Origin of the sequence: Ornithinimicrobium avium (genome assembly GCF_003351765.1) — a bacterium.
GTDB classification, from domain to species: domain Bacteria; phylum Actinomycetota; class Actinomycetes; order Actinomycetales; family Dermatophilaceae; genus Ornithinicoccus; species Ornithinicoccus avius.
In genome coordinates, this window is sequence record NZ_CP031229.1 from 3,879,150 (window position 1) to 3,904,772 (window position 25,623).

A 25,623-nucleotide genomic window follows, 5' to 3' on the forward strand; every position below is an offset into this window, starting at 1 on the left:
ACCGTCTCCTGCGCCCCGCCGTGCGCCGGGCGGTCAGTCCTTGAGCTCGCAGAGGACGGCGCCGTTGGACACCGTCTCGCCGACGGTCGCGGACAGGCCGGTCACGGTGCCGTCCTTGTGCGCCTTGATCGGCTGCTCCATCTTCATCGCCTCGAGGACCACGACCACGTCGCCCTGGGCGACCGGCTGGCCCTCGTCGACGGCGACCTTGACGATCGTGCCCTGCATCGGCGCGGTCACCGCGTCGCCCGAGGCGGCCGCGGTACCGCCACCGCCCCGCGTGCGCCTGGGCGCCTTCCTGCGTGCGGCCGGGCCGCCCCCGCTGCCACCGAGCGTCAGCCCGGCGGGGAGGGAGACCTCCAGGCGCTGCCCGCCGACCTCGACGACGACCCTCTGTCGCTCGCCGTCCGCGACGTCGGGCTCTGCGGTCGGGCCCGAGTAGGGCGGGATCTGGTTGTCGAACTCGGTCTCGATCCACCGCGTGTGCACGCTGAACGACTCGTCGCCCTCGGGCGCGAAGGCCGGGTCGGACACGATGGCCCGGTGGAAGGGCAGGACCGTCGGCATGCCCTCGACCTCGAGCTCGCCGAGGGCGCGGCGCGCCCGCTCGAGGGCCTGCTCGCGGTCGCGGCCGGTGACGATGAGCTTGGCGATCATCGAGTCGAACGCGCCGGCGACGGTGTCGCCCTCGACGATCCCGGAGTCCCAGCGGACGCCCGGACCCTGGGGGACGACCATGCGCGAGACGGTGCCGGGCGCAGGCATGAAGTCCCGGCCGGCGTCCTCGCCGTTGATGCGGAACTCGAAGGCGTGCGCCGTGGCGACCGGGTCGTCGTAGCCGAGTTCCTCGCCGTCGGCGACGCGGAACTGCTCACGGACGAGGTCGACGCCGGTGACCTCCTCGGTGACCGGGTGCTCGACCTGGAGGCGGGTGTTGACCTCGAGGAAGGAGATCGTGCCGTCCTGGGCCACGAGGAACTCGCAGGTGCCGGCGTTGACGTAGCCGGCCTCCTTCATGATCGCCTTGCTGGCGCGCACGAGCTCGGCGTGCTGGGCGTCCGTCAGGAACGGGGCCGGTGCCTCCTCGACGAGCTTCTGGTTGCGGCGCTGGAGCGAGCAGTCGCGGGTCGAGACGACGACCACGTTGCCGTGCTGGTCGGCCAGGCACTGGGTCTCGACGTGGCGGGGCTTGTCGAGGAACTTCTCGACGAGGCACTCGCCGCGCCCGAACGCGGTGACCGCCTCACGGACGGCGGACTCGAACAGCGCCGGGATCTCCTCCATGGTGCGGGCGACCTTGAGGCCACGACCGCCACCGCCGTAGACGGCTTTGATGGCGATGGGCAGGCCGAACTCCTGGGCGAGCGCGACGACCTCGTCGGCGTCCTTGACCGGGTCCTTGGTCCCCGGTGCCAGCGGGGCACCTGCCCTGACGGCGATGTGCTTGGCCTTGGCCTTGTCGCCGAGCGCGTCGATCGCCTCCGGACCAGGACCGATCCAGGTCAGCCCGGCGTCGATCACGGCCTGGGCGAAGGAGGCGTTCTCGGCGAGGAAGCCGTAGCCGGGGTGCACCGCGTCGGCGCCCGACTGCCGCGCGACCTCGATGAGCTTGTCCTGGACCAGGTAGGACTCCCCGGGGGTCGAGCCGCCCAGGGCGTAGGCCTCGTCGGCCACCTTGACGTGCAGCGCGTCGCGGTCGGGGTCGGCGTAGACGGCGACCGAGCCCAGTCCTGCGTCCTTGCAGGCTCGGGCGATACGGACGGCGATCTCGCCGCGGTTGGCGATGAGGACCTTGCTGATCGGCATGGGGTCACACTAGTGCCACGGGGTATGCCGGACAGTGGCAACCCGCTGGGCCCGCCCCCCGCGTCGCCGCCGCCCCGTCAGCCGGTGGTCAGGTCCGGCAGCGTGGAGGCGGCGCCCCGGATGTGGGCCTCCACCAGGTCGGGGGCCAGGTCGGCGCGGCCCTCGCTGATCGCCCGGAAGATGCCGTGGTGCTCGCTGCGCAGGGTGGCGACCATGGCCTCCCAGTCCTCCACCTTCCGGAAGGCCTCCAGGTGGCGGGAGCGCAGCGAGGCGCGGATCGCCTCGGTCAGGCTGGCGAACAGCCGGTTGGCGCCGGCCTGGGCGATCGAGACGTGGAAGTCGGTGTCCGCGTCGTTGAAGGCCTCCCGGCTCAGGCTCTCGTCGTCCATGAGCTCCAGGTGGGCACGGACCCGGTCCAGCGCCTCGGCGTCGGTGTGCTCCGCCGCCAGCGCGACGCTGGAGCGCTCCAGCAGGATGCGGGCCTCCACGATCTCCTCGATGCGGAAGTTGGCCAGCTCGACGTGCAGCCGGAGGAGCCGGGTGAGAGCGGCGCTGGGCATGGCGGCGATGAAGGTGCCGGCACCGCGACCCGAGCCCACGCTGGAGCGGAGCACCCCGTGGCTCTCCAGCACCCGGATCGCCTCGCGCACGCCGGCCCGGCTGACCTGGAGCCGGGCGGCGAGGTCCCGCTCGGCGGGCAGGGGATCGCCCACCGTGAGCGTGCCGGCCATGATCTGGTCCTCGATCGCCTCGATGACCAGCTCGTGGGTGCTGGTGCGCGCCACCGGGCCCCAGTCCGGGCCGGTCTCGTCGCCTGCGGTGCCTGCCATCTTTGGTCCAACCTCACGGTGGTCGAGTCGGTCAGTGGTCTGAGTTCCTGTCTAGCAGGGAAAAGTCGCCGGCGGGTCTTGACGGTTCGGTCCGGTTCGCCCTAGTCTGCCCACAGTGGTCAGACCACTAAGAGATCAGCCAATTAGATCATCCTTGGACATCAACGGCGATGGGCACCTGGCACCGCCGTTCCGCACTCATGACGGAGACGACATGTACACACCGGATCTGGCTCCCCTCGCGGGCAGCCTGCTGTGGTCCTCCCTGGCGGCCGCCCTGCCCCTGGTGACGATCTTCGTGGCCCTGGGAGTCCTGCGCTGGAAGGCGCACTGGGCCGGGCTGGCCGCGCTCGCGGTCGCGGCCGCCGTCGCGGTCCTCGCCTACGGCATGCCGGTCCACCTGGTCGGACTGTCCGCGGCGCAGGGATTCACCTTCGGCCTCTTCCCGATCATGTGGATCGTGGTCAACGCCATCTGGCTCTACGAGCTCACGGTCCGCTCCGGACGGTTCGAGGACCTGCGCCTGGTCATCGACGCGATCTCCGACGACCCCCGCGTGCAGGCGATCATCATCGCCTTCTGCTTCGGGGGGCTGCTCGAGGCGCTGGCCGGCTTCGGCGCCCCGGTCGCGATCACCGGCGTCATGCTGATGGCGGTCGGGTTCACCGCGATGCGCGCGGCCACCGTCGTCCTGGTCGCCAACACCGCGCCGGTGGCCTTCGGCGCCATCGCCATCCCGATCATCACCGCCGGCAACCTGACCGGCATCGACTACCAGCACATCGGTGCAGTCGTCGGGCACCAGACCCCGCTGCTGGCCGTCTTCGTGCCGCTCTTCCTCGTGATCCTGGTCGACGGCCGGCGTGGCGTCCGGCAGCTGTGGCCCCTGGCCGTCGTCGTCGGCGTGGTCTTCGCGGTGGCGCAGTGGTTCTCCTCCAACTACCTCTCGGTCGAGCTCACCGACATCGTCGCCTCGCTGGCGGGCCTCGCCGCTGCCGTGCTCATGCTCCAGGTCTGGAAGCCGCAGGGCGGCGCCGAGGCCCAGGCTCGGATGGATGCCGAGCGCGAGCAGGAGGACGCCGGCCCGGTCGACACCAGCGGCACCGGCGGTGCCGTGGCGACCCTGGAGCGCACCCAGGTGGCCCTGACCGGCAGCCGCGTCTTCCTCGCGCTCTTCCCTTACCTGCTCGTCATCGTGGTCTTCTCCCTGGCCAAGCTGTGGCGGCCGCTGACCTCCTGGCTGGCCACCACGGACGTCAAGATCGCCTGGCCGGGCCTGGACGGCAACATCTTCACCGCCGCCGGTGAGCTGTCCTCCAGCACCGTCTACAGCTTCCAGTGGCTCTCCTCGCCCGGGACGATGCTGCTGATCTCCGGGGTCGTCGTGGCCCTGGTCTACCGGATGTCGGCCGCGGACGCCGCCGACGTCTACCGCCGGACCGTGGTCAAGATGCGCTTCGCCATCCTCACCGTCGGTTTCGTCCTGGCCCTGGCCTACGTGATGAACCAGTCGGGCCAGACGATCACCATCGGCACCTGGATCGCCGGCACCGGCGCCGCCTTCGCGTTCTTCTCCCCGATCCTGGGCTGGATCGGCACGGCGGTCACGGGGTCGGACACCAGCGCCAACGCGCTCTTCGCCACCCTCCAGCAGACCGCGGCGCAGAAGGCCGGCATCGACCCGGCGCTGCTCGTCGCCGCCAACACCGCCGGCGGCGTCGTCGGCAAGATGATCAGCCCGCAGAACCTGACGATCGCCGCGACCGCCGTGGGCCTGGTCGGCCGCGAGTCCGACATCTTCCGCAAGGTCATCTGGTGGAGCCTGGGCATGCTCCTCGGGCTCTGCCTGCTCGTCGGCCTGCAGTCCACCGTCCTGTCCTGGATGGTGCCCACCCTCTGACCTGCCGGTCCTGCCACCCTGGGACGATGCGTCCCGCCCTCCGAAGGAGATGACTCTCATGGTCCAGCGACAGATACCGAAACCCGAAGAGATCTTCGAGCTGCTGAAGTTCAGGAAGTTCGACCCCGACGGCAGGCGACGCCGGCTGGCGTCGGCGCAGACGATCGAGGACCTGCGGCGGATCGCCAAGCGGCGCACGCCCGCGGCGGCCTTCGACTACACCGACGGCGCCGCCGAGGGCGAGGTCTCGCTGCGCCGGGCGCTGCAGGCCTTCGAGGACGTGGAGTTCCACCCCTCGATCCTCAAGGACGTCTCGGAGGTCAACACCTCCACGACCGTCCTCGGGGACACCTCGGCCCTGCCGTTCGGCATCGCCCCTACCGGGTTCACGCGGCTGATGCAGACCGAGGGCGAGACCGCCGGCGCCGGGGCCGCGGGCGCCGCCGGCATCCCGTTCACGCTGTCCACCCTGGGCACCACCTCCATCGAGGACGTCAAGGCGGCCAACCCGCACGGCCGCAACTGGTTCCAGCTCTACGTGATGCGGCAGCGCGAGATCTCCTACGGCCTGGTGGAGCGGGCCGCGCAGGCCGGCTTCGACACCCTGTTCTTCACGGTGGACACCCCGGTCGCCGGGGCCAGGCTGCGGGACGCGCGCAACGGCTTCTCCATCCCGCCGCAGATCGCCCTGCGCACCGTCGCCAACGCCGCCGTCCGCCCCTGGTGGTGGTGGGACTTCCTGACCACCCCCAAGCTGGAGTTCGCCTCGCTGAGCGAGACCGGCGGCACCGTCGGCGAGCTGCTCAACTCGGCGATGGACCCCTCGATCAACTTCGAGGACCTCGCCGAGATCCGGGCGATGTGGCCGGGCAGGCTCGCGATCAAGGGCGTCCAGACGGTGGAGGACGCCAGGCGGCTGGCCGACCTCGGGGTCGACGCGGTCCTGCTGTCCAACCACGGCGGCCGCCAGCTCGACCGGGCCCCCGTGCCCTTCCACCTGCTGCCCGAGGTGGTGCGCGAGGTCGGCGACGACGTCGAGGTCATGGTGGACACCGGCATCCGCAACGGCGGCGACATCGTCGCCTGCCTGGCGATGGGAGCCCGCTTCACCCTGATCGGCCGCGCCTACCTCTACGGCCTGATGGCCGGCGGTCGCGAGGGTGTGGACCGCACCATCGAGATCCTGGCCGACCAGGTGCGGCGCACCATGCAGCTGCTCCAGGTGCGCACCGTCGAGGAGCTCAACCCCTCGCACGTCACGCAGCTGTCCCGGTTCACCCGGGTCGACGCTCCGGCGCCGCCCGCGGTCAGCCGGCGGCGAGACCTCTGAGGTCCTCCTGGCAGCGCCGCTCGAGCTCCTCCAGCTCGCGCAGCGAGTCCTCGATGTCGCGGCGTCGGCCCTCCAGGTCGACGCGGCGGTCGTCGATCTGGCCCAGCAGGTAGCGCAGCTGGCCGGCCTCGCCGGGCTGGTCGTCGTACATCCCCAGGATCGTGGAGATCTCCTCGAGCGGGAAGCCGAGACGTCGACCGCGCAGCACGAGGGCCAGGCGGGTGCGCTCGCGGCGGTGGTAGAGCCGGCGCTGCCCGTCCCGCTCGGGGGAGAGCAGCCCCAGGTGCTCGTAGTGGCGCAGCGCCCGGTGGGTGACGTCGAAGTCGTCGGCCATCTGGGCGATCGTCCAGGTCGGGTCGGTCTCGTCAATCTGGTCGGGCACGGTTGTCCTTACGTCAAGTACGGGTGCCCCCATCGTGCTTGACCTTTGCGTCAACGTCAAGCACGATGGGGACGTGCACGCGGTAGCGGGCGCACCCCATACCCCCGGACCCGAAGGATTGCGGACACCGATGTTCGAGCTGAGCCAGGACCACGAGGACTTCCGCCGGCTGGTGCGCGAGTTCGCCGAGGGTGAGATCGCCCCGCACGTGCAGGAGTGGGACCGGGAGAGCCGCTTCCCGGTGCACCTCGTGCCCGCGATGGGCGAGCTGGGACTGTTCGGCCTGGAGGCGCCCGAGGAGTTCGGCGGCGCCGGGATGGAGGGGCAGGGGTTCAGCTACCTGTGCGTGGCGATCGAGGAGCTCGGTCGGGTCGACCAGGCCATGGGCATCACCCTCGAGGCCGGGGTGGGCCTGGGCATCAACCCGATCCAGACCTACGGGTCGAAGGAGCAGAAGGAGCGCTGGCTGCCCGACCTCGTCGCCGGGCGCACGCTCGCCGGCTTCGGTCTGACCGAGCCGGAGGCCGGCTCCGACGCCGGGGCGACGCGCACCCGCGCGGTCCTGCAGGACGGCGAGTGGGTGGTCGACGGGGCCAAGGCGTTCATCACCAACTCCGGCACCGACATCACCTCGGTGGTCACGGTCACGGCCAGGACCGGTGAGCTCGAGGACGGCAGGCCCGAGATCAGCGCGATCATCGTGCCCAGCGGCACCGAGGGGTTCGTGGTCGAGCCGGCCTACCGCAAGCTCGGCTGGCACATCTCCGACACCCACGGCCTGACCTTCGAGGGCGCGCGCGTCCCGGAGGCCAACCTGCTCGGCGAGCGCGGGCAGGGGTTCAAGCAGTTCCTCAAGACCCTCGACGACGGGCGCATCGCGATCGCCGCGCTCGCGGTCGGCTGCATCCAGCGGATGCTGGAGGAGACCACCCGCTACAGCCAGGAGCGCCTCGCGTTCGGCCGCCCGATCGCGGTCAACCAGGGCGTCTCCTTCCAGATCTCCGACATCGCGGTGATGGCCGAGGCCTCCCGCGCCCTCGTCTACAAGGCGGCCTGGCTCAAGGAGCAGCAGCACGCCGGCAAGCGCTCGGTCGCCGAGGTCAAGCAGGCCGCCGCGATCGCCAAGCTCTACGCCACCGAGGCCGCGGTCAGCTCCACGCGCATCGCCACGCAGGTCTTCGGCGGCAACGGCTTCATGGAGGAGTACCCCGTCGCCCGCTTCTACCGCGACGCCAAGATCCTGGAGATCGGCGAGGGCACCTCGGAGGTCCAGCGGATGCTCATCGCGCGCGGCCTCGGCCTGCCGGCCTGAGCACGGTGGCACGATGACAGGTATGCAGAAGATGAGCGCGTCTGTCGCCGCAGGAAATCCCCACCCCGACCCGCGGGTCGGTGACCTGCGGACCCGGCTGGGTGCGGCATACCGAGCCTCGGCGGAGCCGACGGAGAAGGGACGCGCGAAGCTCGACAGCCAGGGCAAGATGTACGTCCGCGACCGGATCGCGATGCTCTTCGACGAGGGCAGCTTCGTCGAGGACGGGCGCTACGCCAACTCGACCGCCGGCAGCCTGCCCGCGGACGGCGTCGTCACCGGACGCGGTGAGGTCGACGGTCGCGCGGCGATCGTCGTGGCCAACGACCCGACCGTCAAGGCCGGCTCCTGGGGCGCGCGGACGGTGGAGAAGATGATCCGCGCCACCGAGGCGGCGCTGCGCGAGGAGCTGCCGCTCTTCTGGTTCGTCGACTCCGCCGGCGCGCGGATCACCGACCAGGTCGACCTGTTCCCGGGGCGACGCGGCGCCGGGCGGATCTTCCACAACCAGGTGGCGCTCTCGGGCAAGGTCCCCCAGATCTGCTGCCTGTTCGGGCCGAGCGCGGCCGGCGGCGCCTACATCCCCAGCTTCACCGACGTCGTCATCATGGTCGAGGGCAACGCCTCCATGTACCTCGGCAGCCCCCGGATGGCCGAGATGGTCGTGGGCGAGAAGGTCACCCTCGAGGAGATGGGCGGGGCGCGGATGCACTGCACGGTCTCCGGTGTCGGCGACCTGCTCGCCGCCGACGACGAGGAGGCCATCGGGCTGGCCAGGGACCTGTTCTCCTACCTGCCGGACACCTGGCACGACCCGGCCCCGGCCTACCTGGCCGAGGCGCCGGCCGTGCCGCTGGGCCGGGACACGGTGCCCGAGGCGGAGTCGGTGCCCTTCGACGTGCACGACGTCATCGACGGGGTCGTCGACGCCGACAGCTTCTTCGAGATCAAGCCGCTCTTCGCCCCCGAGCTCGTCGTCGGGCTGGGCCGGGTCGAGGGGCAGACCGTGGGCATCCTGGCCAACAACTCGATGGTCAAGGGCGGGGTGCTCTTCACCGACTCCGCGGACAAGGCCGCGCGCTTCATCTGGCTGTGCGACGCCTACGGGATCCCGCTGCTCTACCTGGCCGACGTCCCCGGCTTCATGATCGGCAGCGAGGTCGAGCGCGGTGGCATCATCCGGCACGGCGCCAAGATGGTCTCGGCGGTGTCCGAGGCGACGGTGCCCCAGCTGTGCGTCGTGGTGCGCAAGGCCTACGGCGCCGGGCTCTACGCGATGGGCGGACCGGGCTTCGGCCCCGACGCCACGATCGCGCTGCCGACGGCCCGGATCGCGGTGATGGGTCCGGAGGCGGCGGTCAACGCGGTCTTCGCCAACAAGATCGCGGCGATCGAGGACGAGACGGAGCGGGCCGCCTACGTCGAGGAGCGCCGCGCGGAGTACATGGAGGACGTCGACCTCGAGCGCCTGGCTGCCGACCTGGTCATCGACGCGGTCGTCGAGCCGGAGGACCTGCGTGCGGAGGTCGCGCGCAGGTTCCGCTACGCCGCCCGGCGGGACCGGCACTTCTCCACCCGGCACCGGGCGATCCCGCCGGTCTGACCGGGCCGCTCAGGAGGCGTTCCGGCCCCCTCGCAGCCGGCCGACCAGGTGCCCGAGCCCGACCCGGCGGGCCGCCTGGCGCACCGGCAGGGCCAGCGCGGCGCCGACCACGACGCCGAGCGCGATCGCGAGGATCACCAGCGTCACCTCGACGACCGCGGCGAAGGCCGCCTCGGGACCGACCTCGAGCTGGGTGACCGAGATGAGCCCGAAGGACCCGGGGACGAGCAGCCAGAAGCTGGGCAGGAAGACCACGGAGCGAGGCAGCTGCGGCCGGACCAGCTCGACCACCGTGGCGACGAGGATGGCCACGGTCGCGCCCGCGAACGCCCCGGCCCACCTGTTGTCGGCGAGCGTCTGCCCCAGGAGCTGCCCGAGGTAGGTCGCCAGCGCCGTCAGCATCACCCACGGCACGAGCGAGAGGCGCAGCGACTCCATCAGCGAGATCGCGACGGTGACCACCGCGACGCCGAGGAGGGGCGCCCACCAGCCGAGCTCGACCGGCCGTGCCGGGTCGAGGCTCTCCAGCGGCACGTGCAGGAAGGACACGGCGGCACCCACGCCGAGGGCGAAGAGCAGCAGCTGGACCGTCCCGCGGCCCAGCCGCGAGGTGCCGGCGACCATCGAGCCCGCGGCCAGCTCGACCAGGCCCGTGACGATCGTGGCACCGGGCAGCAGCACCGCGATCGGCGCGACCAGGGTCCACAGCGGTGCGTCGACCAGCCCGGCCGACGCCGCCCAGAACGCCGCGAGCGCGCTGACGGACGCGGCGACGAGGGGCGTCAGCGTCGCCGCCGTGCTGCTCCGTGCGGACAGGAGCATCAGGGCCACGGTCACCGGCGCCAGCAGCGCCGCGAACACGACCGAGGGCCAGGCCGGGGCGAGGACGAGGGCGATGCCCACCCCGGAGAGGACCCCGCCGGCGACCACCCCGGGCACGGCGTAGCGGTGCGGCTGCCCGCGCAGCGTCGACAAGCGGGCGAGCGCGTCGTCGGGGCCCAGGCTCCCGGTGCGCATCCCGGCCAGGACGGCCGACACGTCCGAGAGCTGGTCGAGGCGCACCCCGCCCTCGACCGCCTCGAAGGTCGTCGGCCGTCCGGCGGCCAGCGTGACCCAGACGCCGCGCGGCAGGCAGGCGACCTGGGCCCGCGGGTGCCCGAGCACCGCCGCGACGGACCGGAGGTCCTGCTCCACCTCCTGCGTGGGAAGCCCTCCGGCGAGCAGCCCGGCGCCGAGCCAGGCCAGCAGCTGGCGGTCGCGGTCGTCGGTCACCGCAGGTGCTCGCCCCACCACTGGAGGATGTGCTCGAAGCGCTGCACCCGGTGTCGCGGCTGGCCGGCACGGGAGAGCTCGTGGCCCTCGCCGGGAAAGACGAGCAGCCTCGTGGGCACCCGGTTGCGCCTCAGCCGGGCGAACAGCCGCTGCCCCTGCTCCAGCGGGCAGCGGAAGTCGCGCTCGGAGTGGATGACCATCGTCGGCGTCGTGATGTTGTCGGCCCAGGTCAGCGGTGACTGCTCGTGCCCGAAGGCGCCGACGTACTCCTCGCCGAAGAACCACCCGATGTCGGAGGTCCCGGCGAAGGAGTCCCACGCGTTGACCGCGCGCTCGCTGATCGCCGCGGTGAAGCGGTCGGTGTGCCCGACCAGCCAGGTCGTCATCAGCCCGCCGTAGGACCCGCCCTGCACGCCGACCCGCGTGCCGTCGAGCCCGGGCAGCGTCAGCGCGTGGTCGAGCAGTGCGGTCAGGTCGGCGACGTCGACGGTCCCGATCGCCTCCTTGACCGCCCGCCCGTGCTCCGCGCCGTAGCCGGACCCGCCCCGCGGGTTGCCCATCACCACGGCGTACCCGGCTCCGGCGAGCACCTGCGCCTCGTCGAAGAGGTTGCCGGAGTACTGCGTGTAGGGTCCGCCGTGGATCATCAGGACAACGGGGTGTCCCGCCTTCCTGCGTGCCTTGGCGGCCGGACGGAACAGCCAGCCGTGGACGGGATAGCCGTCGTTCGCCGTCGTCCCCAGCTCCTCGGGAGCGATCGGCGCCGCGGTCCCGGTGAGGTGACGGGCAAAGCCGGTCAGCTGCTCGAGCCGCTCGCCCGCCTTCCCCACGAACAGCTCGGAGTATGACGTGCGCGTCCCCGCGACCGCCGCAACCACCCCGCCGCCGACGGACAGGCCGGTCACGCTGACGTGGCCGTCGAGCAGCACCTTGCCGCTCTCCACGTCGCGCACGACGGTGTCCCCCCGGTCCTCGAAGGCCGCGACCAGGGCGCCGTGGGCGTCCGTCGCCGGCGGGCAGGAGAGATGGTCGGTCTCGGCGTCGGTCAGCGGCGTGCCCGGGGCGTCGAGCCGGAGCAGCACCGGGTTGCGCGCCACGAAGTCCTGCCCGCTGCGGCCGAGGTCGCTCGCGCCGTAGACCACGGTGCCGCCGACCACACTCACGCTGCCGACCGACCCGGTGCCGTCGGTGTGCCGGCGGAAGCCCTTGCCACGCAGGTCGACCGAGCACAGGTCGCGGACGAGGGTGTCCGGTCGCCAGGCGCCCCGCCGGTCGCGGGAGGCGATGAAGCCGACGCGGTCGCCGTCGAGCCACACGGGGGAGCCGTCGTCTCCGGGGCCGCTGGTCAGCTGCCGGCTCTCCGGGACGGCGTCCGCCTCCTCGGCGTCGTCCGCGGGGAGGCCGCCGAGGTCGAGGACGAAGATCTTGCTCGGGCGGTCCAGGAGGTAGCCCAGCCCGTCGGACAGGTAGGCGCTGTGCTCGATCAGCCGCGGCGCCTCCTGGTCCGGCTTCACCGTCTCGTCCGTGCCGTAGCGCCCCTCCTCCGGGACGCGCGCGGCATACGCGATGCTCGTGCCGTCCGGGGACCAGGCGAACGCGCCCACCCCCAGCCTGCGGTCGGTGAGGCGGCGCGCGTCGCCGCCTCCGGCGGGTAGGACGTGCAGCTGCGGCGGGCCGTCCTCGCCGGCGCGCAGGAAGGCCACGCGTGTCCCGTCGGGGGAGTGGACCGGGCCGGCGTCGCGGGTGCCCCGGGTCAGCCGTACGGGCTGCCCGTCCGCGGCGCCCTCGGCGGTGAGGCGCAGCCGCCACAGGCTGGTCCGGTAGCGGTTGTCGCCCACGTCGGGCCGGGCCACGTCGAAGACGACCGAACGGCCGTCGGGGTGCACGGTCGGGGAGGACAGGGTGCGGATCTTGGTCAGGTCGGCAGGCTGCACCCGCGTGAGCCTATCCGCCTCGCCGCTGCGTCCTGCGACACGGCGCCCGCAGTGGAGTAGGGTCGCGCCAACCAGTGCCCGGCATCCCGGCCAAGGAGCAGACGGATGAGCGAGAAGACCGCCCGCCACGAGCACGAGGCGAGGACCACCTTCGCGGCGCACGAGGACCCCTACCTGCTCGACCCGGCGAACGTGCAGGAGCCGCCCACCGGACTGAGGGGCAGCCTGAGGTTCCTCGGCCCCGGGATGATCACCAGCGCCGCGGTCGTCGGCTCCGGCGAGCTGCTCACCGCCACCACCCTGGGGGCCCGGGTCGGCTTTCTCCTCTTCTGGCTCGTCTTCGTCTCCACCTTCGTCAAGGTCTGGGTGCAGGTCGAGCTGGCACGCTGGTCCATCTCCACCGGCAGACCGGCGATCAGCGGGTATGCCGACGTGCCCCCCAAGATCGCCGGGCGCGGCTGGGTCGCGTGGCTGGTGCTGCTGATGTTCCTGCAGTTCCTCATCGGCCAGGCCGGCGTCATCGGCGGGTCCGCGCTCGCCTTCTCGATGCTGATGCCGATCGGCGGCGACCCCTTCGCGGCCACCTCGATCGGTATCTGGGTGGTCATCCTGGTGGTGGTCGTGATCGGCATCCACATCGCCAACCGCTACGACGTCGTGGAGAACCTGTCCACGATCCTCGTCGGCCTGGTCACCGCGTTCGCGGTCTTCATGGTCTTCATGGTCCAGTTCACCGAGCTCGCCTGGAGCATGGGCGACCTCGGCGGCGGGCTGCGCTTCGAGGTCGCGGCCGGCGGGATGGGCGTGGCGCTGGCGATGTTCGGGATGACCGGCGTGGGCGCGGGCGAGATCACCGCCTACACCTACTGGGTGGTGGAGAAGGGGTATGCCGCCTGGACCGGGCCTAACGACGGCTCGGAGGCGTGGGTGCAGCGGGCCCGCGGCTGGATCCGGGTGATGAAGGTCGACGCGTGGGTGGCCTGGGTCATCTACACGATCTCGACCGTGGCCTTCTACATGCTCGGCGCGGCCGTCCTGCACCCCCAGGGCCTGGAGCCGCAGGGCACCGAGGTCATGGAGGTCATCTCCGGCATCTTCTCCGGCGCCGTCGGGGAGTGGGGCGCGGTGCTCTTCCTCGTCGGGGCCGGGGTCGCCCTGTTCAAGACGATCATCGCCAACGTCCCCAGCCTCGGCCGGCAGGTCGCCAACACGCTGTCGGTCTTCGGGGCCTTCGACTGGGCCGACATGGAGAGACGGGACCGCTGGATGCGGGTCATCATGGTGATCCTGCCGATCACCTGGGGCATCCTCGCCGTGCTCGTCCAGTCGCCGCTGGCGCTGGTCATCATCGCCGGCATCCTCAACGCCCTCTTCCTGATGGGAGTCGCGGTCGCCACGCTCTACCTGTCCTGGACCCAGACCGACCCGCGCGTCAAGGACGGCACCGCGTTCATGGTGCTGCTCGTCATCTCCGCGCTGGCCATCTTCGCCGTCGGCGTCCTCTCGCTCGTCGACTTCCTCTAGCCAGCGGGCCCGCCCGGCCCACCCGTCCCGGAAGGAACCACCACGATGCTCGCCGTCGTCGTCCACGGCCCGAACGACCTGCGCGTGGAGGAGGTGCTGGACCCGGTGTGCGGTCCGGGCGAGGTCGTCGTCGCGATGGAGTGGGGCGGCATCTGCGGCTCGGACGTCGCCTACGTGCTCCACGGAGTCTCCGGCACCGCCGTCCTGAAGGACCCGCTCGTGCTCGGTCACGAGGTGGCCGGTCACATCGCCGAGGTCGGCGCGGAGGTCGAGGGCGTGGAGGTGGGCCAGCGGGTCACCGTGCACCCGGCCACCCTCGTCGGCGACCACGTCGTCGCCGAGGAGCTGGCTGGCCGGACCAACCTGTGGCCGCAGGTCCGCTACTTCGGCTCGGCCGCCTTCCGGCCGCACGAGCAGGGAGGGTTCAGCGCCCTGCGCACCGTCCGTGCGGACCAGCTGCGGGCGTTGCCCGAGGGCGTCAGCACCAAGGAGGGCGCGGTCGCCGAGCCGTTCGGGGTCGCGATCCACGCCGTGCGGCGGGCCGGCGAGGTGACCGGCCGCTCGGTCCTGGTCAACGGGTGCGGCCCGATCGGCGCGCTCGCGGTCGCCGCCGCCAGGGCGGCCGGTGCCGCCCACGTCTACGCCGCAGACCTGTCCGGCGCGGCCCTGGAGATCGCCGGGCGCCTCGGTGCCGACACGCTCGTGCGGGTGGCCGACGGGGAGGAGCTGCCGAGGGACGTGGAGGTCGCCATCGAGGCCTCCGGCGCACCCCGGGCCCTCGGCGGCGTCATCGCGGCGGTGCGCCGCGGGGGCGTCCTGGTCCAGGTCGGCAACCTGCCCGGCGGCGAGGTGAGCGCGGCACTGGGCAACATCGTCACCCGCGAGATCGACTACCGCGGCTCCTACCGGTTCGTCGACGAGATCTCCGAGGCGGTCGCGCTGATGGACGGCGTCGTCGACGTCAGCCCGTTGATGACGCACGAGTTCGCTCTGGCGGACGCGGTCGAGGCCTTCCGGGTCGCCGCCGACCGCAGCACCGGTTCCAGCAAGGTGATGCTGAAGCTCTCCTGACCGTCCGGGGACGTCAGGTCGTCGGGGGACCGGCGGGCTCCGGCACGTCGCGGGCGGCCCGCCCGGCGAGGAGCGCCGCGGCCACCGCGGGCACCAGCACGCCGACCCAGTCCGTGACCGAGGGCGCCGCCCACCCGCGGCCGTAGTCCAGCGCCGCCAGCCCCGCGAGCACCACGAGGTAGGTCAGGCCGACGGCGAGCGCGGCCCGCACCGCCACCCGCCCGGGGTCGGTGCGCCTGCCCACGGCCAGGGTCGTGACGACGCCGGAGAGCGAGCCGAGCACGCCGCCCAGGGCCGCGCCGATGATCAGTCCGGCCAGCCCCGACGCGATCACGGCCCCGGCAGCGGCGGCGCCCTCGGCACCGGTCTGGCCGGACCCGCCGCCGACCGCGGCGATCACGCCCGCCACCGCGCCGGTGACCGAGCACACCGCGACGCCCACGAGCAGGCCGACCATCACGTAGCGCCAGTCCAGCCCGCGCGCCGCGGGTACCTCCTGCCGGGTCATCGCCGTTCCCAGGTGACCCACGCGTCCACCGGAGGCTCGCCGGGCACGCGCGAGACCTCCTGCCAGACCTGCCGGTCGACCTCGGGGAACCGGGTCGTGCCCGCGGGCTCGAGGTCGACCTCGGTGAGGACCAGGCGGCTGGCGTGGTCGACGGTCTGCGCGTAGACCTGCCCCCCGCCCACGACGTAGACCTCTTCGTCGCCGGCGAGCGCGAGCGCCTCGGCGATCGAGTGCGCGACCTCGGCGCCCGGTGCGGACCAGTCCGGCCGCCGGGTGACGACGATGGTGCGGCGGCCGGGGAGCGCGCGCCCGATCGAGTCCCACGTGCCACGTCCCATGAGCATCGTGCCGCCGAGGGTCGTCTCCTTGAAGAAGCGCAGGTCCGCCGGCAGGTGCCACGGCATCGTCGAGCCGTCGCCGATGACGCCGTTGCGTCCGACGGCGGCGACCAGGGTGAGGGTCTGCCCGAAGCCGCGGGTGAGCAGCCGGGGGGCCGCTCCGGCAGCCAGCACGTCCAGGGCCTGGCGCTCGTGGGGGACGAGCAGCTCGGGCAGGGCGTCCAGGGGCCACCAGCGCAGGTCGGCGGCCTTGTCGCCCTCGAGGGCGGCGGGCCGGCCCTCCCAGGTCCTCGCCGCGAAGAACAGGTCGACGCGCTCCTCGATGGGCTGGTGGACCGCCACGGTGCGGTGCAGGGTCGCGACGTAGTCCAGCGCGGCCGGGTCGAGCGTGACGCCCAGCTCCTCGGCCGCCTCGCGGACCGCGGCCTGCGTCGCGCTCTCGCCGAGCTCCACGTGCCCCGCGGCGCCGCAGGCCCACCGTCCGTCCATGAAGCCGGTGCCGCGCCGGAGCTGGAGCAGCACCTGCGGGCCGTCCTTCCCGTCCCGGACCAGCGCGACGTAGGCGGCCGGGACCACCTGGAAACGGTCGGTGGTGGGGGTGGCGCGCGGCGTCATACCGCGATCGGGGCCTTGATGGTGGGGGCGGCGACGTAGTCGCGCACCTCCACGTCCTCCAGCTCGAAGGCGTCGATCTCGCGGACCTGCGGGTCGAGCCAGAGCGTCGGCAGCAGCCCGGGCGTGCGGGTCAGCTGCTCCTCGGCCTGCTCGAGGTGGTTGAGGTAGAGGTGGGCGTCGCCGAGGGTGTGCACGAAGTCCTTGGGGCGCAGGTCGGTGACCTGGGCGACCATGTGCGTGAGCAGCGCGTAGCTGGCGATGTTGAAGGGCACGCCCAGGAAGGTGTCGGCGCTGCGCTGGTAGAGCTGGCAGGACAGCCAGCCGCGCCGGTCCTCGTCGTCCGCCGCCGGCGGGGCGACGTAGAACTGGAACATCGTGTGGCACGGGGGCAGCGCCATCTGGTCGACGTCGGCGACGTTCCACGCCGAGACGATGTGCCGGCGCGAGTCGGGGTCGGTGCGCAGTCCGGTGATCAGCCGGTCGATCTGGTCGATGCTCTCCCCGGACGGCGTGGGCCAGGAGCGCCACTGGTGCCCGTAGACCGGCCCCAGGTCGCCGTGCTCGTCGGCCCACTCGTCCCAGATCGAGATCCTGCGCTCCTGGAGCCAGCGCACGTTGGTGTCGCCGCGCAGGAACCACAGCAGCTCACCGATCACCGACCGCAGGTGCAGCCGCTTGGTGGTCAGCGCCGGGAAGCCCTGGGTGAGGTCGAAGCGCATCTGGTGACCGAAGACCGACAGCGTCCCGGTGCCGGTGCGGTCACCCTTCTCCACGCCCTCGGTCCGGATGCGTCGGAGGAGGTCCAGATATTGCTGCATGGCCCGAAGCCTAGTAGGCGGCCCCGGTGTGTGAGGCACGTCACATGACTCTTGCGTAACATTTTCCTCCCGGCTCCGATGTAACCCGTGACCGCACTGCTGCCTGGACCCCCCGAGCGGGCAGCAGTGCGGTCTTTCACGTGAGGGATATCCTGCCCGCATGAGTCATCCCCACCCCGAGCTGACCGCCCCCGGCCCCCTCCCGGACGGGGGCGTTCGTGTGACCGCACTCGGCGGACTGGGCGAGGTCGGTCGGAACATGGCCGTGATCGAGCACCGCGGCAAGCTGCTCATCATCGACTGCGGGGTGCTCTTCCCCGAGGACCACCACCCCGGCGTCGACCTGATCCTGCCCGACTTCGGGCCGATCGAGGACCGCCTCGACGACGTCGTCGCCGTGGTCCTGACCCACGGCCACGAGGACCACATCGGGGCCGTGCCCTACCTGCTGCGGCTCAAGCGCGACATCCCGCTGATCGGCTCGCAGCTGACGCTGGCCCTCGTCGAGGCCAAGCTCAAGGAGCACAAGATCAGGCCGCTGACGCTCGGTGTCGCCGAGGGTCGACGCGAGGTGCTCGGACCCTTCGACTGCGAGTTCATCGCGGTCAACCACTCGATCCCGGACGCGCTCGCGGTCTTCGTGCGGACCTCCGGCGGCACGATCCTGCACACCGGCGACTTCAAGATGGACCAGCTGCCGCTGGACGGGAGGATCACCGACCTGCGCGCCTTCGCCCGGCTGGGGGAGGAGGGCGTGGACCTGTTCATGACCGACTCCACCAACGCCCACATCCCGGGGTTCACCACGCCCGAGCGCCAGATCGCCCCGGCGATCGAGCGGGTCTTCCACCAGGCGGGGCGCCGGATCGTCGTGGCCTGCTTCAGCTCGCACGTCCACCGCGTCCAGCAGGTCCTCGACGCCGCCGAGGCCTCCGGCCGCAAGGTGGCGATGGTCGGGCGCTCGATGATCCGCAACATGGGCATCGCGGCCGACCTGGGCTACCTGCACGTGCCCGACGGCATCCTCGTCGACCTCGGCCGGCTCACCCAGCTGCCGGACGACCAGCAGGTGCTCATCTGCACGGGCTCCCAGGGCGAGCCGATGGCGGCCCTGTCCCGGATGGCCAACGGCGACCACAAGATCGAGGTCGGGCCCGGCGACACCGTGCTCATGGCCTCCTCGCTCATCCCAGGCAACGAGAACGCCGTCTACCGCGTCATCAACGGCCTCACCCGGCTGGGCGCCACCCTCGTGCACAAGGAGAACGCCCTCGTCCACGTCTCCGGCCACGCCAGCGCCGGCGAGCTCCTCTACTGCTACAACATCGTCCGTCCCCGCAACGTGCTCCCGGTGCACGGCGAGTGGCGGCACATGGTCGCCAACGCCGACCTGGCCGTGGCCACCGGCGTGCCGCGCGAGAACGTCGTCGTCGCCGAGGACGGCGTCGTCGTCGACCTCGTCGACGGGAGGGCCAGGGTCGCCGGGGTGGTCGACGTCGGCTACGTCTACGTGGACGGCTCCCTGGTCGGCGCCGCGGACGAGACGATGCTCAAGGACCGCCGGATCCTGCGCGACGAGGGTTTCGTCACGATCATCGTGGTGCGCGACGCCTCGACCGGGGCCATCGCGGCCGGGCCGGAGATCCAGACCCGGGGCTTCGCCGAGGGCGAGGACGTCTTCGAGCGGGTGCGGCCCACGCTCGTCGCGGCCCTGGAGGAGGCACGCCAGAACGGCGTCCAGGACAGCCACCAGCTGCAGCAGGTGATCCGGCGCACGGTCGGCAGCTTCGTCGGCAGCAAGCTGCGCCGCCGCCCGATGATCATCCCGGTCGTCGTCGACGCCTGACCCGGGCGTGGGCGTCGGCTCAGACGGTGTCCTGCGGGCCCTCCAGGCCTCCCGGCCCAGGGCCGGGGCCCCCACGCCGGCCGGCGAGGCGACGGGCCTGCTCGGCGACCTGCTCCTCGGTCGGGTCCCTGTCCCAGCGCAGCGAGGCGCCGTGCAGCGCCAGGCCGATGCCCCAGCCCATCATCGGCCAGATGGGCCAGAAGTAGCCCATGCCGGTGATCAGCCAGATCGCCACGAGGAAGCCCATGATCACCACGTAGGTGGTCAGGTGGATCCGGAAGGCCTTCTTCTCCTCCAGGTGCTTCAGCGCCTTCGCGCGCAGCTCCGGGTCGGCGGCCGGATCCGCGGAGGGTGCCGGCGCCCGCCAGGACGGGAGCGGGGGCGGGCCCTCGGGCTCGGCGGCCTCGCCGTTCGGCTGGGTCATCGGGTCCCCCTGGACGCTCGGGTATGCGGAGTCCTAGCATCTCACGGACGCCGCCGCCCCGGGGTGGCACGCGCGCCCGCGGGGGGTCGCGATCAGCGGCTTCCCAGCGTGTGACGCGTGGTGCTGGAGGGAACGTGGCGTACGGTGCTGTGGTGGCCACGTCTGCGACCTCCCCCAACCGCGCCCGCTCCGGCGCGACCCGCGGCCGCGGGACCGGCCCTGCGGGCCGCGCCGCGTCGGCCAAGGCGCCCGCTCGCCGCGCCCCCACGTCGGGGACGCGGGGCGGCTCCTCCGGCACCTCGCGCGGCGGGTCGACCGGCTCGCTGCCGGGCCGGGCGATGCGGGGGATCGCCGGGGCGACCGGCGGCACGGTCCGGGCGATGAGCGAGACGGCACGCGACCTGGAGCCCGAGCACCGGCGCGACGCCGCCGGATTCGTGCTGCTGCTGCTCGCGGTGATCGTGGCGCTGCGCGAGTGGTGGCACCTGGACGGGCTCTTCGGCGACATCGTGCACACCGTCGTCGCCGGCACCTTCGGCCGGGTGGCCCTCGTGCTGCCGCTGGTCCTGCTCTTCTTCTCCGTGCGCATGTTCCGCCGGCCCGACGAGAGCCAGGCGACCCACCGGATGACCATCGGCACGGCGGCGCTGCTGCTCTCCGCGGCGGGCATCACCCACCTGGTCGCCGGGGCCCCCGACTACGCCGAGGGCCAGGGCGCCATGGAGTCCTCCGGCGGCGTGCTCGGCTTCATCGCCTCGGCCGTCCCCGCCTCGGCGATCACCGCGACGGGGGCCTACCTGGTGCTCGGTGTCCTCGGGCTCTTCGGCTTCCTCGTGCTCACCCGCACCCCGGTGCACCGCATCCCCGACCGGCTGCGCGAGGTCGAGCACCAGCTCTTCGACTCCGAGCGCTTCGAGCAGATCGACCCCGTGACCGGCGAGGTCCTCCCGCGCCGGTCCCGGCGCCGACGTGCCGACCTGGACGAACGGGACGGAGACATCGCCTTCGAGCAGGCCGCCCAGGTGGAGCGGGGCAAGGACGGCCGCTCGCTGCGGGCCGGGTCGGCGCCACGGCGCGGGGGCCGCGCCGCGGACCGGCCCGACCCGGACCCCGCCGGCGGGGCGCCCGCAGCCACCAGCGCCGCTGGACGGCATACCCGCGCAGCGAGCTCGACCCAGGCGAGCGGCGACGCCACCGAGGAGATCCCGGCCCTGCGCCCCGGGGAGAAACGGCCCAAGCCGCCCAGCGCCGCCGAGCAGGCGATCGCCGCGGCGAAGAGCTCCAAGGCCGACCTCACGCCGCCGCCCACCACCCAGCTGCCCCAGCGCGTCGAGCAGCTCCAGCTGGCCGGGGACGTGACCTACACGCTCCCGGACTCCGCCCTGCTCAAGGCCGGCGCCCCGCACAAGGAGCGCTCGGAGGCCAACGACCGCGTCGTGGACGCCCTGACCGGCGTCATCGAGGACTTCAACATCGACGCCCAGGTCACCGGGTTCATGCGCGGCCCGACCGTCACCCGCTACGAGGTCGAGCTCGGCCCCGGCGTCAAGGTCGAGCGGATCACCGCGCTGTCCAGGAACATCGCCTACGCGGTCGCCTCGGCCGACGTGCGCATCCTCTCCCCGATCCCCGGCAAGTCGGCCGTCGGCGTGGAGATCCCCAACACCGACCGCGAGAACGTCAACCTCGGCGACGTGCTGCGCTCCCAGGCGGCGCGCAACAACACCCACCCGATGGTGATGGGCGTGGGCAAGGACGTCGAGGGCGGCTACGTCATCGCCAACCTGGCCAAGATGCCGCACCTGCTGGTCGCGGGCGCCACCGGATCGGGCAAGTCGAGCTTCGTCAACTCGATGATCACCTCGATCCTGATGCGGTCCACCCCCGACGAGGTCCGGCTCATCCTGGTCGACCCCAAGCGGGTGGAGCTGACCGCCTACGAGGGCATCCCGCACCTGATCACCCCGATCATCACCAACCCCAAGAAGGCCGCGGAGGCCCTCGCCTGGGTGGTCAAGGAGATGGACCACCGCTACGACGACCTGTCCGCCTTCGGCTACAAGCACATCGACGACTTCAACAAGGCGATCCGCGCCGGCAAGGTCACCCCGCCCCCGGGGTCAGAGCGCGTCATGCACCCCTACCCCTACCTGCTCGTCGTCGTCGACGAGCTCGCGGACCTGATGATGGTCGCCCCGCGCGACGTCGAGGAGTCGGTGGTGCGCATCACCCAGCTGGCGCGTGCGGCCGGCATCCACCTGGTGCTGGCCACCCAGCGCCCGTCGGTGGACGTGGTGACCGGCCTGATCAAGGCCAACGTGCCCTCGCGGATGGCGTTCGCGACCTCCTCGCTGGCCGACAGCCGGGTCGTCCTGGACCAGCCGGGCGCCGAGAAGCTCATCGGCCAGGGTGACGCGCTCTTCCTGCCGATGGGGGCCTCCAAGACGATGCGCGTCCAGGGTGCCTGGGTCGGGGAGTCGGAGATCCACGACGTCGTCAAGCACGTCACCGGCGAGCTCAAGCCGACCTACGTCGAGGAGGTCCTCGCCGCACCGGCCAAGAAGCAGATCGACGAGGACATCGGCGACGACCTCGACCTGCTGCTGCAGGCCGCCGAGCAGGTCATCACGACCCAGTTCGGCTCCACCTCGATGCTCCAGCGCAAGCTGCGGGTCGGCTTCGCCAAGGCCGGCCGGCTGATGGACCTGATGGAGTCGCGCGGGATCGTCGGACCCTCCGAGGGGTCCAAGGCCCGCGACGTGCTCGTCCGGCCCGACGACCTCGGGGAGACCCTCGCGCTGCTCCAGGGGCACGAGCCGCCGGCGCACCCGGAACCGGAGATCGACACCGCCCCGTTCGACGCCGACCCCTCCGAGGTGGTCCCGACGGACGAGGACGCCTACGTCCCCCCGGCCGGGGGCGACCCTCGCTACGACAACGACCCGATCTCGGGCAGCTACGTGCACGACGAGGAGGACGAGGTCTCCCAGGACGCCTGGGACCTCACCGGACGCGACTAGATTCCCTGGTATGTCGTCCTCCTCCGACCCCTCCTCACCATCCTCCGACCCGTCCTCACCCTCGAACCTGGCCACGACCCTCACGGCCGAGCTCGACGCGCTGCTGCGCCCCGCCGACGAGGATCTCCTCGCCCGCTTCCCGGGCGATCTGCGCGGACGACAGCCGGTGCACACCGTCTACGTGCCGGCGGACGCCTTCGACGCCGGCCTGCTGCCCCGGTGGGGGCAGCAGGCCCGCGCCGCGCTCGACGGGCACGAGCCCCTGCTGGCCGGCCTGCTCGGCCGCCGCGCCGAGGACGTGCTGCCGCTGGTCGGCGCCAAGCTGGACCGCGAGCCGGTCGAGGACCTGCGCATCGACCTCGAGGACGGCTACGGGCAGCGGCCCGACGACGAGGAGGACGCGCACGTCCGGGCCGCCGCGACCGGCCTGGCCCGCGCCCAGTGCGAGGGACAGGCACCGCCGTTCACCGGCATCCGGGTCAAGAGCCTGGAGGCACCCACCCGCGCGCGCTGCGTGCGCAGCCTCACCGGCTTCCTGGCCACCCTGCTCGAGGCAGGAGGGCACCTCGAGGGCTTCGTCGTCACCCTGCCCAAGGTGACCAGCGTGGCCCAGGTGGAGGCGATGGTGCTCGCCTGCGGGCGCGTCGAGGACGCTCTCGGGCTGCCCGGGGGCCGGCTGCGCTTCGAGATCCAGGTCGAGACGCCCCAGTCGGTGCTGGGCCCGGACGGCACGGCGCTGGTCGCGCCGATGATCCACGCCGGCCAGGGCCGGGTCAGCGCCCTGCACTACGGCACCTACGACTACTCGGCCTTCTGCGGCATACCCGCCCCCTTCCAGGCCGCCGACCACCCGGTGGCCGACCACGCCAAGCTGGTCATGCAGGCGGCCGCCGCCGGGACCGGCGTGCGGCTCTCGGACGGCTCGACCAACGTGCTGCCGGTCGGCTCGCCGGAGCAGGTGCGCACCGCGTGGGTCGTGCACACCGAGCTGGTGCGCCGCGCGCTGGAGCGCGGCTACTACCAGGGCTGGGACCTGCACCCCGCGCAGCTGCCGAGCCGCTTCGGGGCCACCTACGTCTTCTACCGCGAGCACGCGCCCGCCGCCGGGGCACGGCTGCGGGCCTACCTGGACGGGGTCGGGGGGGCGGTGGCGGACGAGCCGGCCACGGCGCGGGCGCTGTCGGACCTGCTGGTCCGGGGCCTGGACTGCGGGGCGCTGCTGCCGCAGGAGGTCGACGACCTGGCCGGCGTGCCCGTGGACGAGCTGCTCGCGCTGGCCCGTCCGCGCCGCGGCTGACCCCGCCGGGGGCCGGCGCGCACTATCGTGTCGGGACGCGACCGAAGGAGGCCGACGTCATGGGCATCGTGCTCGGCAGCAACCAGTACGGCAAGGCGGAGAACCGCATCGTGCGGATCGTGCGGGACACGCAGCGGCACGAGATCCGCGACCTCAACGTCTCCACGGCGCTGCGCGGCGACTTCTCCCGCGCGCACACGCAGGGCGACCAGGCCGACGTGCTGCCCACCGACTCCCAGAAGAACACCGCGTTCGCCCTCGCCAAGGAGGTCGGGATCTCCTCCCCCGAGGAGTATGCCGTCGCGCTCGCCCGCCACCTCGTGGACGCCGTGCCCGCCGCGAGCGGCGCGCAGGTGCAGGTGCAGGAGTACGCGTGGGACCGCATACCCGTCGACGGCGCGGGGCACGACCACAGCTTCGTGCGGCGCGGGACCGAGACGCGGACCACGGTGGTCACGGTCGACGGCCGTGGGGAGGGTCAGCGGTGCTGGGTGCTCTCCGGGCTGACCGACCTCGTCGTGCTCAAGTCGACCGGCTCGGAGTTCCGCGGCTTCCTCAAGGACCGCTACACGACGCTGGCGGAGACCGACGACCGCGTGATGGCGACCGCGCTGACCGCGCGGTGGCGGTGGTCGGACACCGAGGGAGTCGACCTCGACGAGGCCTACGCCGCGGTGCGCTCCGTGCTGCTGTCGACCTTCGCCACGACCTACAGCCGGGCGCTGCAGGAGACGCTCTTCGCGATGGGCAGCGCGGTGCTCGAGGCGCACCCGCAGATCGCCGAGATCCGCTTCTCCGCGCCGAACAAGCACCACTTCGACTACGACCTGGGGCGGTTCGGGGTCGAGAACGACGGCGAGGTCTTCCACGCCGCCGACCGGCCCTACGGCCTCATCGAGGCGACGGTGACCCGCGACGACGCCGACGAGCCCGGCCAGGCGTGGACCGCCGTGCCGGGGTTCGTCTGAGGAGCTGCCGCGATGACCGCACCCACGCTGGACACCCTCCCCGACGCGCAGGCCCGCGAGCTGCTGCGCGGGTGCCTCGCCGTCGACCGCTGGGTCGAGGAGGTGCTCGCCGGGCGTCCCTACGGCGACCGCGACGCCCTGCTCGCGACCGCAGACCTGGCGGCCCGCGACCTCACGCCGCCGGAGGTGGACGCCGCGCTGGCGGGCCACCCGAGGATCGGCGAGCGGGCGGGCGCCGGCCACAACGCCGAGGCCTCCGCGCGCGAGCAGGCCGGCGTCGAGCCCGCGGAGGGCGACACGGCGGCCCGTCTGGCCGCCGGCAACGCGGCCTACGAGCGCCGCTTCGGCCGCGTCTTCCTGATCTGCGCGGCCGGGCGGTCGGCGCCGCAGATCCTCGCCGAGCTGGACCGGCGGCTCGGCAACGACGACGACGTCGAGCGGGCCGAGGTGCTCGACAACCTGCGCCAGATCGCGCTGCTGCGGCTCGAGGAGGCGGTCTGAGAAATGGCCACCCTGTCCACGCACGTCCTCGACACGGCGCTCGGCCGGCCGGCGCAGGGCGTCCGCGTCACCCTCCGCACCGCCGACGGAGAGCTTCTCGGCGAGGGGGCGACCGACACCGACGGGCGGGTCAGCCCGCTCGGGCCCGAGCTGGCGCCGGGAGACCACGTGCTGACGTTCGCCACGGGCGACTACCACGCGGCCACACGTCAGGAGGGCTTCTACCCGAGCGTCACGGTGACCTTCACCGTAGGCGACGCCGCGCACTACCACGTGCCGTTGCTGCTCAACCCGTTCGGCTACTCGACCTACCGGGGCAGCTGA

21 protein-coding genes are annotated in these 25,623 nt (G+C 72.5%); 12 read left to right on the forward strand and 9 right to left on the reverse strand.

Features of this window, described 5'->3' with window-relative positions; all coding sequences use genetic code 11:
- Positions 1 to 33: 33 nt before the first annotated feature.
- Together DV701_RS17900 and DV701_RS17905 are read right to left on the reverse strand one after the other, a co-directional pair.
- The gene (locus tag DV701_RS17900) at positions 34 to 1,806 is read right to left on the reverse strand and encodes an acetyl/propionyl/methylcrotonyl-CoA carboxylase subunit alpha (protein ID WP_114930385.1); all 1,773 of its coding nucleotides are present in this window, start codon (positions 1,804 to 1,806) and stop codon (positions 34 to 36) included.
- Positions 1,807 to 1,883: 77 nt separating this feature from the next.
- The gene (locus tag DV701_RS17905; protein ID WP_114930387.1) at positions 1,884 to 2,636 is read right to left on the reverse strand and encodes a FadR/GntR family transcriptional regulator; all 753 of its coding nucleotides are present in this window, start codon (positions 2,634 to 2,636) and stop codon (positions 1,884 to 1,886) included.
- Between the two features lie 214 nt (positions 2,637 to 2,850).
- Here DV701_RS17905 and DV701_RS17910 point away from each other — a divergent pair, with 214 nt between their 5' ends.
- Positions 2,851 to 4,536 (forward strand): L-lactate permease, encoded by a 1,686-nt coding sequence (locus tag DV701_RS17910; protein ID WP_114930389.1) that lies wholly within the window; start codon positions 2,851 to 2,853, stop codon positions 4,534 to 4,536.
- A 58-nt stretch (positions 4,537 to 4,594) separates the two neighbouring features.
- Positions 4,595 to 5,866, forward strand: coding sequence for an alpha-hydroxy acid oxidase (locus DV701_RS17915; protein WP_114930391.1), 1,272 nt, complete (start codon positions 4,595 to 4,597; stop codon positions 5,864 to 5,866).
- Here the strand turns inward: DV701_RS17915 and DV701_RS17920 are convergent.
- Positions 5,844 to 6,200: a MerR family transcriptional regulator gene (locus tag DV701_RS17920; RefSeq protein ID WP_228255388.1), complete on the reverse strand. Its 357-nt coding sequence runs from the start codon at positions 6,198 to 6,200 to the stop codon at positions 5,844 to 5,846. The genes DV701_RS17915 and DV701_RS17920 overlap by 23 nt on opposite strands.
- A 178-nt stretch (positions 6,201 to 6,378) precedes the next feature.
- Between DV701_RS17920 and DV701_RS17925 the strand changes: the two genes are divergently transcribed.
- Positions 6,379 to 7,560: an acyl-CoA dehydrogenase family protein gene (locus DV701_RS17925; RefSeq protein WP_114930395.1), complete on the forward strand. Its 1,182-nt coding sequence runs from the start codon at positions 6,379 to 6,381 to the stop codon at positions 7,558 to 7,560.
- Between the two features lie 13 nt (positions 7,561 to 7,573).
- Complete coding sequence (locus tag DV701_RS17930; RefSeq protein ID WP_114930397.1) at positions 7,574 to 9,163, forward strand: acyl-CoA carboxylase subunit beta; 1,590 nt, start codon at positions 7,574 to 7,576, stop codon at positions 9,161 to 9,163.
- A gap of 9 nt (positions 9,164 to 9,172) precedes the next feature.
- Here DV701_RS17930 and DV701_RS17935 read toward each other — a convergent pair whose 3' ends face one another.
- Positions 9,173 to 10,435 carry a threonine/serine exporter family protein gene (locus DV701_RS17935; protein ID WP_162803115.1) on the reverse strand — a complete coding sequence of 421 codons (1,263 nt, stop codon included), beginning with the start codon at positions 10,433 to 10,435 and terminating at the stop codon, positions 9,173 to 9,175.
- Positions 10,432 to 12,369 carry an alpha/beta hydrolase family protein gene (locus DV701_RS17940; protein ID WP_114930401.1) on the reverse strand — a complete coding sequence of 646 codons (1,938 nt, stop codon included), beginning with the start codon at positions 12,367 to 12,369 and terminating at the stop codon, positions 10,432 to 10,434. The genes DV701_RS17935 and DV701_RS17940 overlap by 4 nt, the downstream gene beginning before the upstream one ends.
- A gap of 105 nt (positions 12,370 to 12,474) precedes the next feature.
- Between DV701_RS17940 and DV701_RS17945 the strand changes: the two genes are divergently transcribed.
- Both DV701_RS17945 and DV701_RS17950 read left to right on the forward strand, forming a co-directional pair.
- A complete protein-coding gene (locus DV701_RS17945) occupies positions 12,475 to 13,893 on the forward strand; it encodes an Nramp family divalent metal transporter (RefSeq protein WP_114930403.1) in 1,419 nt (472 codons plus the stop codon).
- Positions 13,894 to 13,938: 45 nt separating this feature from the next.
- Positions 13,939 to 14,964 carry an L-idonate 5-dehydrogenase gene (locus tag DV701_RS17950; RefSeq protein ID WP_114930405.1) on the forward strand — a complete coding sequence of 342 codons (1,026 nt, stop codon included), beginning with the start codon at positions 13,939 to 13,941 and terminating at the stop codon, positions 14,962 to 14,964.
- Between the two features lie 13 nt (positions 14,965 to 14,977).
- On the opposite strand, the gene DV701_RS17955 is transcribed toward DV701_RS17950, so the two are convergent.
- Genes DV701_RS17955 through DV701_RS17965 form a run of 3 tightly spaced genes read right to left on the reverse strand, consistent with a single transcriptional unit; the run spans position 14,978 to position 17,243 of the window.
- Entirely contained in the window at positions 14,978 to 15,472 is a 495-nt protein-coding gene (locus DV701_RS17955) for a hypothetical protein (protein WP_114930407.1), read from the reverse strand.
- Entirely contained in the window at positions 15,469 to 16,425 is a 957-nt protein-coding gene (locus tag DV701_RS17960) for a dihydrofolate reductase (RefSeq protein WP_114930408.1), read from the reverse strand. The genes DV701_RS17955 and DV701_RS17960 overlap by 4 nt, the downstream gene beginning before the upstream one ends.
- On the reverse strand, positions 16,422 to 17,243 hold the full coding sequence (locus DV701_RS17965; protein WP_114930409.1) for a thymidylate synthase: 822 nt from the start codon (positions 17,241 to 17,243) through the stop codon (positions 16,422 to 16,424). The genes DV701_RS17960 and DV701_RS17965 overlap by 4 nt, the downstream gene beginning before the upstream one ends.
- A 160-nt stretch (positions 17,244 to 17,403) precedes the next feature.
- On the opposite strand from DV701_RS17965, the gene DV701_RS17970 reads away from it, so the two are divergent.
- A complete protein-coding gene (locus DV701_RS17970) occupies positions 17,404 to 19,089 on the forward strand; it encodes a ribonuclease J (RefSeq protein ID WP_114930410.1) in 1,686 nt (561 codons plus the stop codon).
- Positions 19,090 to 19,108: 19 nt separating this feature from the next.
- Here the strand turns inward: DV701_RS17970 and DV701_RS17975 are convergent, their stop codons facing one another.
- On the reverse strand, positions 19,109 to 19,513 hold the full coding sequence (locus tag DV701_RS17975) for a 2TM domain-containing protein (RefSeq protein WP_114930412.1): 405 nt from the start codon (positions 19,511 to 19,513) through the stop codon (positions 19,109 to 19,111).
- Between the two features lie 380 nt (positions 19,514 to 19,893).
- Here DV701_RS17975 and DV701_RS17980 point away from each other — a divergent pair, with 380 nt between their 5' ends.
- From DV701_RS17980 to uraH, 5 genes are read left to right on the forward strand one after another with little or no spacing between them, the layout of a single operon-like run.
- A complete protein-coding gene (locus DV701_RS17980) occupies positions 19,894 to 22,533 on the forward strand; it encodes an FtsK/SpoIIIE family DNA translocase (protein ID WP_114931361.1) in 2,640 nt (879 codons plus the stop codon).
- Positions 22,534 to 22,543: 10 nt separating this feature from the next.
- Positions 22,544 to 23,830 (forward strand): DUF6986 family protein, encoded by a 1,287-nt coding sequence (locus tag DV701_RS17985; protein WP_202863581.1) that lies wholly within the window; start codon positions 22,544 to 22,546, stop codon positions 23,828 to 23,830.
- A 59-nt stretch (positions 23,831 to 23,889) separates the two neighbouring features.
- The gene (gene pucL, locus DV701_RS17990) at positions 23,890 to 24,798 is read left to right on the forward strand and encodes a factor-independent urate hydroxylase (protein WP_114930414.1); all 909 of its coding nucleotides are present in this window, start codon (positions 23,890 to 23,892) and stop codon (positions 24,796 to 24,798) included.
- 12 nt (positions 24,799 to 24,810) lie between these two features.
- The gene (gene uraD, locus DV701_RS17995; RefSeq protein WP_114930416.1) at positions 24,811 to 25,299 is read left to right on the forward strand and encodes a 2-oxo-4-hydroxy-4-carboxy-5-ureidoimidazoline decarboxylase; all 489 of its coding nucleotides are present in this window, start codon (positions 24,811 to 24,813) and stop codon (positions 25,297 to 25,299) included.
- A gap of 3 nt (positions 25,300 to 25,302) precedes the next feature.
- Positions 25,303 to 25,623, forward strand: a complete 321-nt coding sequence (gene uraH / locus DV701_RS18000) for a hydroxyisourate hydrolase (RefSeq protein WP_114930418.1) — start codon at positions 25,303 to 25,305, stop codon at positions 25,621 to 25,623.